Below are 12685 nucleotides of genomic sequence, written 5' to 3'. Positions count from 1 at the left end.
ATTTCATATATTTCAAGTAAAATAAAAGAAGCTAAGTCCGTCAGCGGATTTCTTAGCTTCTTTTTCTATGGCTTATAATAAGTGAAAATGGTTCAAAGCATTGACAATTCCGTGATCGGTATTTTTGGTTGTAATGTGAGTTGCAATTTCTTTTAACTGAGGAATGGCATTTCCCATTGCGATACGATTTTCGCATGCTAGGAATAAGTCAATATCATTGCTACCATCACCAAAAGCATATGTCGGAACATCTTCAAGGCCTAAGTTTTCGATCAGTTTTCGGACGCCGTTTCCTTTTGAACCATCACCAGCAATTGTATCAATTGAGTAGGGCCCATTACGGAAGAAAGTTAAATCTGGAAAGGCCTCAAAATAAATCGGGTCAGTTGTTTGATCTTCTGATAGGACTAATAACATATTTACGGGTTCTTTTTCATAAAAATCTGGCTGAATTTCAGGTAAATCGGAATGAATTAAGTTGTACGTTTTTTTCACCAAAGAATTATGCTGAGTAACCGCAATTTTATTAGCATTATAAAAGCCTAAGTCATGACCATTTGCCTGGGTAAGTTTTAACATTTTGGCACAAGTTTCAGGTGATAATTGACTACTGTAAATTTCTTTTCCGTCAAAAAGCACGTATTGTCCATTCATTGAGATAACTGAATTAATACCAGTCTTATCAAGCGTATCTTGAATTTCACAATTTGTTCGGCCAGTCGCAATAATCGGCATGACTCCATTTTTACGCAATTGAACCATGGCCTCTGCAATCTCAGGTGTGATTTTTGAATGCTCGTCAAGTAATGTGCCATCTAAGTCAAAAAAAGTTAACGCTTTAATAGTTTGCATAGTAGCTAGGACTCCTTTATTTTCCGATAGTTTCATCTTAGCAAAAAAAAGAGCAGACTTCCATAAAAAAGCAGAGAAATATTTGCCGATGAATGTTTGAATAGAGTATACTGAAAGAAAGATTAGGGGGACGTAGAGATGATTTTTTTATTTGTAGGATGTATTTTAGTTGTGGTGGGACTTCTCTTTAGGATTTTACCCGCACCATATGACATCAAATTATACGGCTACGGCTCACCGTTGGCAAGACAGGATGAACGTCTGTGGAAATATGCTCAAAAGGTAAGTAGCTCAATGCTGTTATTTATTGGGGTGGTGATGGCAATTATTGGTTGCATACTAAAGTACTTTGGCTGGACCAATTTTTTTATCATTGAAATGTTGCTCCTCGTTTTTCCAATTATGCCTATTTTTATTGTAACGGAAAAGAAGCTTACCGAGTATGCCTATGAACTACAGGCTATTGATGAACAACAAATGAAATCATTTTCTGGAAATGAGGGAGAAAAATGAATGTATTAATGATTGAAGATAATGAATCTGTTGCTGAAATGATGCAAATGTTCTTTTTAAATGAAGGATGGGAAGCAACATTTAAATATGATGGCAAAGAAGGATTAGATGCCTTTTTAGGACAACCTTCCAAGTGGGATATGGTGACGCTTGATTTAAATTTGCCAACACTGGATGGTGTGACGGTATGTCGTGAGATTCGCAAGATTTCTAAAAGCGTTCCAATTATCATGCTTACAGCAAGAGACTCTGAAAGCGATCAAGTGATTGGTCTGGAGATGGGAGCGGATGATTATGTGACCAAGCCTTTTAGTCCGTTGACTCTGATTGCCAGAATCAAGGCGCTTCATCGTCGAGTAGAGAATGCGGAAAAGCCAACTGGGGAAGATACGACTGCTAATCAACCATTTGATGTGGTGACGGATCATTTTAAGATGAATACGAAGACACGTGAAGCCTATTTGGATGGGAACATTGTTTCAGGACTAACACCAAAAGAGTTCGATTTGCTCTTTACATTAGCCAAAAAACCAAGACAAGTTTTTTCAAGAGATCAATTGCTGGAACTGGTCTGGGACTACCAATACTTTGGGGATGAACGAACCGTTGATGCACATATCAAGAAATTGCGTCAAAAAATTGAGAAGGTAGGTCCACAAATTATTCAAACGGTCTGGGGAGTAGGCTATAAGTTTGATGATTCTGGAGTCGGAAATCAATGAGATACTTATTTCAACAAATGATTGCTTTTTTGGCTATTATTTTAACAATACTAATCGTCGTTGCAATCTCTTTTACACAGTTCACTAAAAAAACAATGGTAGAAAATAGTTATCAACAGCTCATTAATTATGCAGAAACTGCCAAAAAAAATGCACAATACAGTGATGGCTCGCTTTACAGTGAGCGTTTGATTAGCTCATTGCGGATGTCTAGTTTAGTTCTTAATGGGGACAATGTTGATTTTTATTATATTAATAGTAATCGTACGGTTAGTTATCCCAACGCAGGCACGCTAAAAAAAGAATACGTTTCAACGAGCGATTGGAATGCAGTCAAGTCCGGCAAGTCGGTTAAAATGATTGGGAAATTAAAAGACATTCGCTTGGCGATGGTGATTACCCCGCTGTTTGAATGGTCTGTGGTCAATGGGGAAGCCGTCCCAAGTTTTAGTGGCGCGGTCATGGTGACACAACCTGTTAGCAGTGTAGAGGGAAGTCTTAAAAACTTAACCGGAAACATGCTCAAGGGCTTCTTTCTTTCCATTATTATTGCGCTAATTGTTAGTTATATCTTGGCAAAATTCCAAGTGAATCGAATCAATCGGATGCGAAAGGCGACCCATCAAATCGCACATGGAAATTTTGATATTCATTTGGAAACGAAAGAGAATGACGAGTTAGATGAGTTGGCAGAGGACTTTAATAAGATGGCAGTGGCACTGCAAGACTCACATGAAGAAATAGAGCATCAAGAGGAGCTAAGACGGCAATTTATGGCAGATGCGGCGCATGAGATGCGAACACCATTGACGACAATCAACGGCTTACTAGAAGGCTTGGAGTACAACGCAATTCCTGAAAATCAAAAGAAAAAATGTATTGAACTCATGCAAAATGAAACCAATCGCTTAATCCGATTGGTTAATGAAAATTTAGACTACGAAAAAATACGTACGAACCAGATTAGTATGGTCATTCAAAAATTCAGCGCCACAGAAACGCTTAAAAGTTTGGTTGATCAACTAAGTGGCAAGGCAGAAGCTTCTTCAGATCAGTTAGTGCTGATAGCAGATGAAGAGATTGAGGTATATGCTGATTATGATCGTTTTGTGCAGATTATGGTGAATATCATTCAAAATGCGATTCAGTTTACCCAAAATGGAACTATTACCATTTTGGTTGAAAAAGGGTATTTGGAAACGGTTATCAGTATATCAGATACAGGCATTGGCATGACGCCAGACGAAGTACAAAATATTTGGGATCGATATTATAAAGCAGATCCTTCAAGGAAAAATACGAAGTACGGAGAATCTGGATTAGGTCTTTCCATTGTGCATCAGTTAGTGAAATTGCATCATGGAAAAATTGAAGTTGACAGTCAAAAAGAGGTTGGTACAACCTTTAAAATTGCATTTCCTGATGTCGAACCAATAAAAAATGAAAAGCCTGAGACATAACTCAAAAGTTATGTTTCAGGCTTTTAGTATCTGAATAAAGGGTATAAACAGAAGAAACTTCGGTTTATTTATCAGAAGGGCATGTTTTTGTCCCAACTTTTTCTACATTGCTTTTGTTACTAGGCTCATGAATACAGCAATCACAAAAAGAAGTTTTGGCAATTTGAGGATTTTGTGTAAATAAAACGAGATGAATACCTGCTTGTTGACTAAGGTTATGAAGTGTAGGAAGAATTTGTTGGATTTCGTATACAGACAAGCAATCAAGCGATTGATTTAAAAAAATTTTTGTTTTTTTTGTTAATAACGCTCGAATTAACTGTAATTTCAGTAAATCTAGCTCCTTTATCTGGTCAGAGGACTTTTGTAAGGTTTGCATATCAAGTTGGAAGAAAGAGAGCCAGTTTTTCAACTGAGACTTGGCCTCTTTTTTGAGTCCAATAAGCAAATTGTCATGAAGGGTTAGGAAAGGCAAAAAGGAAGTTTCTTTTTGAATTAATACGATTTGCTCAGGACAACTTAAACTTTCTTTTCTAAGTTGGTTAAAATAAAAATGAATACGATCAATCGATGCAACGACAATCGTAAATCCAGATGTATTAGAGGAACAAAGTGGTTTGATATTCATAATAAACTCCTTTCTAGATTTTTTTGCGTAAGTAATGAATATAGGTGAAAGAACTAATGAATGAAACAAGGATCGAGCTGAAGCTAATGATTAAAAAACTCCCTATCAGGGCTAGATAGAGTTGTAATTCAGCCAAACTAGTTTGATGATTTTCAACGTTTAGAAATGAATACTGATTAAAAGACAAAAAAGCTTGTTGGCTCTGATTGGCACTATGGACTTCTAATGCAACTTTATTCATAGAGGCATCATGCTGATTCAAAATATAATCGTTACTCTGGTTGATAGTGGAAACGAAAAAATTTGAAAACAGTAAAGCGAATGTAATAAGGGTAAAAAAGCTATATAGTAAAGGTAAAAATAGTTCTAAAATAAATTGTAGCGTCATTTGATAAGGCTTTAGTCCTAAGAATTCTAGGGATTCAATTTCCCTTTTTCGTTGTGATTGTATTTTAAAATTAACTAGTAAGAATACAATTAAAAAAAATAGGATAGAAAAAAGTCCGATAAAAATATAATTCTTAAGTACTTCCTTATTCCATAATTGTACTTGGTTAAAAATACTAGTTTTGGCAGAAGGAAAAGACTGAAGAAAGACATTCCAACGATCTTTTACGGCAGCAATGACATTGAGTTGTCTTTGAATGAGGCTCAAGCAAAAAGTTGAAAGTGTTAGGATCAAACAGTAAAATAAAAATAGCAGATAGCCACTTTTTTTATGATATCTAACGCTAGCAAAAGCATATCGAAGTCTCGTCATTTTCCCACCACCTTTGATTAGTTTCATTATAAAAGGTAGTTGTGAATAAAATATGAAAAAAGAACTAAACTTATAAAAAGGCTAAGAGACACGACAAAAAAACATCACACAAAGTTATTTCTTTGCATGATGCTTTTTTATTTTTATTTATTTTGTGTGGCTGTACTTGGACCAAAATATTGTTCGTAGGTTTTGGTTTTATAAAGATCAACGGTTGAAGTATTGTGGTTCTCAGAATAGATGCTGGTTGATTTAGCACCTTTTTGTTTTTCAATTTTTGTTAACTGCTCTAATTGATTTTTATAATTATAATTGGCAGGATTAACTGCTTTAAAGCCATTATCAGCATAGCGAAGTAAATCCCCTGTATTCAGTGCATCTGAGGTGGAAAGTTGTTTTTCCACCTTTTTACGTAAGGCTTTGACTTCTGCTTTGACTTCGTTGGATGGTGTGGTCATCAATGTACTGGTCGCATTATCAAAAATACTATCACCAAGTACCGTGTATTTTGGCGTGATGAAATCACCATTTCGAAAGGCAACTAATTGTTCGTTGTCTTTTGAAAATAAATCCTGGCCCAACTGGAAATAATTTTTGGTATCAACGCCAAGTAAGTGTAGTAAAGTAGGCAATACATCCACTTGCCCGCCGTAAACACTCGAAACGGATCCGTCTGTTCTACCTGGAATGTGGAACATTAGCGGAACTTTTTGCATATTTGCATCATCTAGATCAGTCCAAGTATCTTTTGTTTTCCCTAAAAGTTCGGCTAAATCAGGATTTCTAGTTTTAGAAATCCCGTAATGATCTCCGTAAAAAACAATCATTGAGTTTTGATAGAGGCCACTTTCTTTTAAATAATTAAAGAACTCTTCGATTGATTTGTCTAAATAGTTTGCTGTTGCAAAATACCCATTAATTGTTGAGTCGCTTGTTTGAGCAAGTGGGAATCCGGCTTCTGCTCCTTTAAATTCAGGATAAGGGTAATGGTTGGTAACAGAAATGAATTTTGTATAAAAAGGCTGTTGCAAATGCTCTAAGTATTGAATCGATTGTTTGAACAGTTCTTTGTCATGCAAACCATACTGGGAAGTATTATCAGAGGTTACATTGTAATAACTGCTATCAAAAAAGTAATTAAAGCCAAAACGTTTGTAAGTCTCGTTTCGGTTCCAAAAAGTTCCAGCATTTCCATGGAAAACTGCGCTTGTGTAGCCAGCCTTTTGACTAAGAATCGCTGGGGCGGCTTGGAACGTATTTTTATCCCCTAGTTGTGTAAACAGTGGACCTTGAGAAAGACCAAATAACGAGTTTTCCAAAAGAGTTTCCGCATCACTCGTTTTTCCAGAGCTGACTTGGTGATAGATATTAGTAAAACTAAAGGTGCTTTTATCTTTGAAAATACTATTTAAAAAAGGTGTCACTTCATGTTCAACGCCATTTGCGTCTTTTAGTTTGTAATTAATCAGGAATTGTTGGAAGCTTTCTAAATGGATGTAAATCACATTTTTACCTTTGGCGATACCAAATTTTGTCTGATCTGGAGCAGCATAATGACTATTGACATATTTTTGGACAGAAACTAAGTCGCTCTCTTTGGCTTGGGCTCGGTTTTGATTAGATTTGTAAGTTTGAACCCCATCATATACTGAAAAAGCATTGATGCCCAAATATTTGACAATATGATCTCTTGAAAAAGTCCTCTTTAATAACTCAGGACGATCAGCTTCAGCAAGTGAAAGATTAATGGAGAAAAGTAATAAAGACATCGAGGTGATAGCGAATGCTTTCCGGATAACGACAGGAGAAGCATCCAGTTTAATTTTTTTCCGGACAAACAAGAAAATTAAGAGGATGTAGTCCAGAAAATAAAAAACATCATAGGGTCTAAATAATTTTAATGCGCTCTCTCCAAGCCCAGCAGAAACTTTTCCCGTACTTAGAACAGTATTGACAGTGATGAAATCAGAAAATTCGCGGTAGTAAACCACATTTGAGAACAACAAAATAGTCGTTAATAAGGATAAAATAAAGAGTGTAGTATAAGCTTTTTTCGGACTTTTTATGTATAACGCAATCGAAAAAATTAAAAAGGCAGTAGGAAAAGGATTAATCAGCAAGATGAGGTACTGCTGGATACTTTCAATGCCTAAATTAAACTCAAAAAGATAGGAAAAACATGTTTTTAGCCAAAATAAGAAAACCATTAGGAGAAAAAAGCCCATCCGACGATTTAAAAATTTTGGTGCATAAGAACGTTTCAAAATTAGGGACACCCTTTCTGTAAAACTATTGTTGAGACGCGTAAATGACAAGATTGATTTAAAACAATTACACTTATTCTAACTGTTGCCAAAAGAACTGTCAATTTAGCTTAGGCAACTTAAATAAAATTAAAGATAAACAAGATAAAGTGCGTATTTTAAAACCAGAGGTGAGAACATGTTACTGGCTGAAAATGAGAAAGGACAAGTCGTTAGTGCGTTGGCTAAGCAATCTTCTTCAACAAGAAGATCAAGGTATCGATGTCTAGCCTGCCACCAGATTGTTATTTTGAGAGCGGGACCACACAAGAGAGCACATTTTGCTCATTTAAGAAAAGAGGCGTGTGAGGCTTATACAGAAGGAGAAACACCTGAGCACTTATTAGGAAAGCAACTACTAAAAGAATGGTGTCAAGAGCAAGGGTTGAGCTATCAACTTGAAGCCTATTTACCCGATTTGCAGCAACGACCGGATTTGCTAATTGAAGGACACTATGCCATTGAGTTTCAATGTAGCCCAATTTCTTTGGAGATGCTGCTAAAAAGAACAGAAAATTATAAAAAATATGGTTATGAGGTTTTTTGGATGGTAGGGGAAAAGTTTTTTCTACACAGCAGGCTGCCACGAAGCACACAAGCTTTTTTCTATTATTATCTGCGTTTAGGGTACGCGCTTTGGGAGTTAGATGTACACAAACAGCAACTACGACTCCAATTTCACATTGAACATCTTAGAAGAAATAAGAAGACCCACTATTTGACGAAAATATGGCAAAAGGAAAAATGTGATCTGTCTTTAAAAGAAGTGCTTCAGTTTCCCAAGTGTGCGAAATATTTTCATCGCCGCTATTTTTCTATTGTTGAACAACAAAGAATCCATTATCGGGAGATTGTACACGGTCTGATAAAAAAAGAAAAAAAGTATGGCATACTTCAAGCTTATTTTTATCAAAATAGGCAAAATGTACGGGAGTTACCCGCCCATTATTATGGATTATGTCCTGATTTTTTATTTATGAAAACAGATTGCTTAATTTGGCAAGTATCTTTGTGGGTGCATTGGCAAAAAAGTCAGACAGTAAGATTACATGTGCATACGACAACCGAATTTTTATTACAAGAAATCAAAAAAGGAAAGTTAGAAATTATTCAATTCCCCAACTGTAACTTAAGAAACTTGGTTGAGGATTTTGTTCGTGTTTATCTTGATTATCTAGTAGACTGTTTTTTGTTAGCACAATTGAATCCACATTTTTTTTACTTTACCAGCTGGGGGGAAATGCAAAAAAAAGAGCCGTTCAATCAGCTAAATAATCGGAAAATTTTAAAAAATACTAAGCAATTATCAAGAATACCAAGAAAAAATATGATACTATAATGGAGTGAAAACGAAAGGGGATAATAGAATGGCTGAAACAAAACAATTACCAAAACGTTCGGAAGTAGAAGAACACCTTACTTGGGATCTAAGCAAAGTTTTTGCAACAGATGCAGAGTTTGATCAAGCATTTGAAGAGGTTGCATCAAAATTAGAGAAAGTTGGCGCACTTAAGGGAACTCTTGGAAAGAGTGCAACAGCTTTCTTTGACGGAATTGAGTTTGTGCTCAATTTATATCGTGATTTGGAAACAGTATATGTTTACTCACATCTAAAAAATGATCAAGACACAACAAATACTTTGTATCAAGGAATCCATGCGCGTGCGAACAGCTTGGCCGCTAAAGTAAGTGAAGCTGCTGCTTGGTTTGAACCAGAAATTTTGTCTTTAACTGATGAAGAAATCCGCACATTTTTCAATGAAAATCCTAAGTTAGAAGGATACAAACATTTTATTGAGAATATTACAAGCAGTCGTGAGCATGTATTGACTTCAAAAGAAGAAGCGTTGCTTGCGGGTGCTGGGGAAATCTTCAGTGCTTCAAGCAATACATTTAGTATTTTGAACAATGCAGATTTGACATTTCCTGTTGTAAAGAATGAAGAAGGAGAAGACGTTCAACTTTCTCATGGAGTTTATGGTCAATTGCTAGAAAGTACCAATCGCGAGGTAAGAAAAGCAGCATACAAACAACTTTATACTGTTTATCATCAATTTCGTAATACTTTAGCAAGTACACTTTCTGCTCATGTAAAAGTTCATAATTACAATGCCAAGGTGCGTAATTATTCTTCTGCTCGTGAAGCGGCTTTAAGCAGCAATCATATTCCAGAAGCGGTTTACGATACATTATTATCAGTAGTGCACAAACATCTTCCTTTGTTGCATCGTTATGTAGCTCTACGCAAAAAGTTGTTAAATGTGGATAAATTATATATGTATGACTTATATACACCTGTTTTAGGGGAAGCACCAATCAAGTATAGCTACGAAGAAGCTAAAGAAAAAGCAGTTTCAGCACTTCAACCGCTAGGCGAGGAATACTTAGCTATTGTGAACGATGCATTTGATAAGAGATGGATTGACGTCGTTGAAAATCAAGGGAAGCGCAGTGGCGCATATTCGTCTGGTTGTTATGACACGTTACCATATATTTTACTAAATTGGCATGATAGCTTGGATCAACTGTATACACTTGTTCATGAGATGGGGCACAGTGTTCATAGTTACTTTACTCGTAATAATCAACCTTTTGTTTATGGCGACTATTCGATTTTCTTAGCAGAGATAGCTTCAACTACTAATGAAAATATCCTAACCGAACACTTGTTAGAAACAGAAAAAGATCCTCGAGTTCGTGCATTTGTGTTAAACCATTATTTAGATGGTTTTAAAGGAACTATTTTCCGTCAAACACAATTTGCTGAATTTGAACATTTCATTCATACAGAAGATGCCAAAGGGGTACCATTGACTAGTGAATACTTGTCTGAATACTACGGCAACTTAAATGCAAAATATTACGGTGAAGATGTGGAAAGAGATGCTGAAATTGCCGATGAATGGGCGAGAATTCCTCATTTTTACTATAACTACTATGTCTATCAATATTCTACTGGCTTTTCAGCTGCTTCTGCACTTGCCAATAAAATTGTGTCTAAAGAAGAAGGGGCGCTTGAAAAGTATCTTAACTACTTAAAAGCTGGAAACAGTGACTACCCAATAGAAGTCATGAAAAAAGCGGGAGTAGATATGACCAAACCAGATTATATAGAAGATGCGATGAAAGTCTTTGAAGCTCGTCTAAATGAATTAGATTCACTGATTGAAAAACTATAAACGAGCGAATACTTGTCTTTCGCTTTTGTTGTGAAGAGATTAAAACAAGAACCCCCAAAAAGCTAATGCTACTTTTTGGGGGTTCTTGTTTTAGCTTCTTATTTGCGAATGAGATGAAGATTGGCATTTGTCAAACGGTTCTGTTTGTCATCGTTGATTGGATTAAAATTTAGTTGGCAACTATCTTCATCCGTCTTGAACAATTCATGGAAAATTTCAGTTTTGCCACAATCTTCAATCAAAATACCATAATCACGATCACAAGCATAGTTGAAAACAACTACTGATGGATGCTCTGTGATGCCCATCTCATGAGCGGTTTTTTGGTCATTTTCAAAATAACGTTTTACCGCGTTGGATTTGCGGTCAACCTGAAACATTTCTTGATCCGCTCCGACTTCTTGAATAATTTCTCTAACTAATTCAGCGGAATAAGGAATTTTTTGAACGCCCACTTTTTCTTGCAGTCTAAAAAGGAAAGATTGACCTTTTCTCTTTCCTTGAAGAAGCAGCGCTTTATAGTCTAACGAAGCGGAATAAAACTCTTTGAATATCTTGTTTCTCAGTTGAATATCATTAGTAGGTAATGCTTGCTTGATTAAATAGCGTTGGACTGTATGCAAATTTAACAAAGGAATAATTCTAAATTGAAATTTTTTATTTTCGTTTGAAATCAAATCGAGCATCATTTTCTCTGTTTTTAGACATTGCCGTCCCAGTGGGCTAATGAACAAATAGATTTCAATCATGTTTTCTCCTCCAATTTATATCTATGAAATAGGGAATGTAGACATGCCACTTTCCCTAAAAGTTGTGGGTAATAGGTGGATTACTTGTGGGCATCACTAGCATGTGTTGCTTCAATCATGCGAACCACTTTGTTTTGAACAGGTCTTTGAATCAGATGATGTTTATCAAGTAAAAGTTTAAAATATCTTTTTCCCTCGTCGTAGGACACAGTTTCTAATTCTAACTCATAATCGTGACAATTTCCATACCAACTTTCATCTAAAACCAGTAAATGAGTATTATCAAGCTTGATTTCACAACGTTTTGTTTTCAAACTACCAATAAGGCGTAACGAATCTACCGAAATCTTGAAAGTTGTGAGTTTATCTGCGACTTCGCCCATTTGAGGAAGACTAGCAGTATTTATCAACTCATTGGCTTTTTCATTCGAGAAAACCTCGGTAGTTTCGAGTAAGCCTTGTTGGTCATCCAATGGGGATTTTAGCGTATATTCAGCATACTCTTCTTTCAAGCGAATGCGTAATCCCATATGTTGTTTTTTTAGTTCCCAATCGGGCGTGTCAAAGTAATGATTGGTTTGCACAAAAAAGGGTGTATCTAGATTACAATATGTTTGGAGTAATTGTCTATATTCTTGCTCGTTTAATAGATTTTTAAATTCAATTTCTTTTTCTTCAGCCATAATTACACAGTCCTTCTTTTTTTCTCTTCCTCCTATTTTTACCTGTTTTCTGTACATTCGTCAAATCTTCTGTTTTTGTAGGATGATTTGAGGCTACTGCTAACTATTTTGTCAGAATTATGATAGAATGTTTCTGATGTGTATAAAACAGAATGTAGAAACGGAGAATTGCGATGAGTAAGGAATGGATAGAACTTTTAGAACCTTATGAGCAGGCTGTGGATGAATTAAAAGTAAAACTACGAGGGATTCGGAAACAATTTCGTGAAAAAAATATGCATGTTCCAATAGAATTTGTCACAGGAAGAGTCAAATCAATCGACAGTATAAAAAATAAAATGCAGCTACGAGGCATTCCAGAGTCAAGAATAGAAGACGAGATGCAAGATATTGCAGGCCTTCGGATTATGTGTCAATTTGTAGAAGACATCTATGAAGTTGTGGAGCTTCTTCGCTCTCGTAAAGATATGAAAGTTCTGCAAGAACGTGATTATATAGCCAATAAAAAACTTAGTGGTTACCGGTCGTATCATTTAATCGTTTCTTATCCGGTTCAGCGAATTGAAGGAGAAAAAGAAGTTCATGTGGAGATTCAAATTCGGACATTGGCGATGAACTTTTGGGCAACCATTGAACACTCGATGAATTATAAGTATCATGGAGAGTTTCCAAAAGAAATCAATGTGCGTTTAGCCAGAGCGGCAGAGGCCGCTCATCAGTTGGATGAAGAAATGTCCACTATTCGAGAAGAAATTCAAGAAGCACAACACTTATTTTCTCATGGAAAGGGCAGTTGGAATGAGAAAAAGTTAGAAAATAAAAAGTAGGTGAGTATC

General features: G+C 35.9%; 12 protein-coding genes. 6 read left to right on the top strand and 6 right to left on the bottom strand.

The features are described from left to right. Nucleotides 1–72: 72 nt before the first annotated feature. On the bottom strand, nt 73–852 hold the full coding sequence (locus tag CBF30_RS05755; protein WP_126823616.1) for a Cof-type HAD-IIB family hydrolase: 780 nt from the start codon (nt 850–852) through the stop codon (nt 73–75). 138 nt (nt 853–990) lie between these two features. Here CBF30_RS05755 and CBF30_RS05750 point away from each other — a divergent pair, with 138 nt between their 5' ends. The 3 genes from CBF30_RS05750 to CBF30_RS05740 are packed head-to-tail and all read left to right on the top strand — an operon-like array spanning nt 991 to nt 3547. Continuing rightward, nucleotides 991–1365 carry an SdpI family protein gene (locus CBF30_RS05750; protein WP_126823614.1) on the top strand — a complete coding sequence of 125 codons (375 nt, stop codon included), beginning with the start codon at nt 991–993 and terminating at the stop codon, nt 1363–1365. Beyond that, nucleotides 1362–2087: a response regulator transcription factor gene (locus CBF30_RS05745; protein WP_126823612.1), complete on the top strand. Its 726-nt coding sequence runs from the start codon at nt 1362–1364 to the stop codon at nt 2085–2087. Before CBF30_RS05750 ends, CBF30_RS05745 begins: the two co-directional genes overlap by 4 nt. Further along, the gene (locus CBF30_RS05740) at nt 2084–3547 is read left to right on the top strand and encodes a sensor histidine kinase (protein WP_126823610.1); all 1464 of its coding nucleotides are present in this window, start codon (nt 2084–2086) and stop codon (nt 3545–3547) included. Before CBF30_RS05745 ends, CBF30_RS05740 begins: the two co-directional genes overlap by 4 nt. A 64-nt stretch (nt 3548–3611) precedes the next feature. Here CBF30_RS05740 and CBF30_RS05735 read toward each other — a convergent pair whose 3' ends face one another. From CBF30_RS05735 to CBF30_RS05725, 3 genes are all read right to left on the bottom strand, one after another. Continuing rightward, nucleotides 3612–4175 (bottom strand): hypothetical protein, encoded by a 564-nt coding sequence (locus CBF30_RS05735; RefSeq protein WP_126823608.1) that lies wholly within the window; start codon nt 4173–4175, stop codon nt 3612–3614. Between the two features lie 13 nt (nt 4176–4188). Continuing rightward, nucleotides 4189–4935: an FtsX-like permease family protein gene (locus CBF30_RS05730; protein ID WP_170168954.1), complete on the bottom strand. Its 747-nt coding sequence runs from the start codon at nt 4933–4935 to the stop codon at nt 4189–4191. A 143-nt stretch (nt 4936–5078) separates the two neighbouring features. Then, complete coding sequence (locus tag CBF30_RS05725) at nt 5079–7199, bottom strand: LTA synthase family protein (RefSeq protein ID WP_390221006.1); 2121 nt, start codon at nt 7197–7199, stop codon at nt 5079–5081. A 178-nt stretch (nt 7200–7377) separates the two neighbouring features. Between CBF30_RS05725 and CBF30_RS05720 the strand changes: the two genes are divergently transcribed. Then, on the top strand, nt 7378–8577 hold the full coding sequence (locus tag CBF30_RS05720; protein ID WP_126823604.1) for a competence protein CoiA: 1200 nt from the start codon (nt 7378–7380) through the stop codon (nt 8575–8577). 28 nt (nt 8578–8605) lie between these two features. Further along, nucleotides 8606–10417 carry an oligoendopeptidase F gene (pepF, locus tag CBF30_RS05715; RefSeq protein ID WP_126823602.1) on the top strand — a complete coding sequence of 604 codons (1812 nt, stop codon included), beginning with the start codon at nt 8606–8608 and terminating at the stop codon, nt 10415–10417. Between the two features lie 98 nt (nt 10418–10515). Here pepF and CBF30_RS05710 read toward each other — a convergent pair whose 3' ends face one another. Continuing rightward, nucleotides 10516–11166, bottom strand: a complete 651-nt coding sequence (locus tag CBF30_RS05710; RefSeq protein WP_126823600.1) for a DsbA family protein — start codon at nt 11164–11166, stop codon at nt 10516–10518. A gap of 80 nt (nt 11167–11246) precedes the next feature. Then, nucleotides 11247–11849 carry a CYTH domain-containing protein gene (locus tag CBF30_RS05705; protein WP_126823817.1) on the bottom strand — a complete coding sequence of 201 codons (603 nt, stop codon included), beginning with the start codon at nt 11847–11849 and terminating at the stop codon, nt 11247–11249. 173 nt (nt 11850–12022) lie between these two features. Here CBF30_RS05705 and yjbM point away from each other — a divergent pair, with 173 nt between their 5' ends. After that, nucleotides 12023–12676, top strand: a complete 654-nt coding sequence (gene yjbM / locus CBF30_RS05700) for a GTP diphosphokinase (protein ID WP_126823598.1) — start codon at nt 12023–12025, stop codon at nt 12674–12676. The last annotated feature ends 9 nt before the right edge of the window (nt 12677–12685 follow it).

The organism is Vagococcus entomophilus (assembly GCF_003987595.1).
Lineage (GTDB): Bacteria > Bacillota > Bacilli > Lactobacillales > Vagococcaceae > Vagococcus_E > Vagococcus_E entomophilus.
Note: the sequence above shows the minus strand (reverse complement) of the source record. Positions and strands in the feature narration are given on the sequence as shown.

Excerpts from the sequence above, each read along its gene's own strand:
- CBF30_RS05755 (WP_126823616.1), bottom strand. The coding sequence starts at position 852 with ATGCAAACTATTAAAGCGTTAACTTTTTTTGACTTAGATGGCACATTA.
- CBF30_RS05750 (WP_126823614.1), top strand. The coding sequence starts at position 991 with ATGATTTTTTTATTTGTAGGATGTATTTTAGTTGTGGTGGGACTTCTC.
- CBF30_RS05745 (WP_126823612.1), top strand. The coding sequence starts at position 1,362 with ATGAATGTATTAATGATTGAAGATAATGAATCTGTTGCTGAAATGATG.
- CBF30_RS05740 (WP_126823610.1), top strand. The coding sequence starts at position 2,084 with ATGAGATACTTATTTCAACAAATGATTGCTTTTTTGGCTATTATTTTA.
- CBF30_RS05735 (WP_126823608.1), bottom strand. The coding sequence starts at position 4,175 with ATGAATATCAAACCACTTTGTTCCTCTAATACATCTGGATTTACGATT.
- CBF30_RS05730 (WP_170168954.1), bottom strand. The coding sequence starts at position 4,935 with ATGACGAGACTTCGATATGCTTTTGCTAGCGTTAGATATCATAAAAAA.
- CBF30_RS05720 (WP_126823604.1), top strand. The coding sequence starts at position 7,378 with ATGTTACTGGCTGAAAATGAGAAAGGACAAGTCGTTAGTGCGTTGGCT.
- pepF (WP_126823602.1), top strand. The coding sequence starts at position 8,606 with ATGGCTGAAACAAAACAATTACCAAAACGTTCGGAAGTAGAAGAACAC.
- CBF30_RS05710 (WP_126823600.1), bottom strand. The coding sequence starts at position 11,166 with ATGATTGAAATCTATTTGTTCATTAGCCCACTGGGACGGCAATGTCTA.
- CBF30_RS05705 (WP_126823817.1), bottom strand. The coding sequence starts at position 11,849 with ATGGCTGAAGAAAAAGAAATTGAATTTAAAAATCTATTAAACGAGCAA.
- yjbM (WP_126823598.1), top strand. The coding sequence starts at position 12,023 with ATGAGTAAGGAATGGATAGAACTTTTAGAACCTTATGAGCAGGCTGTG.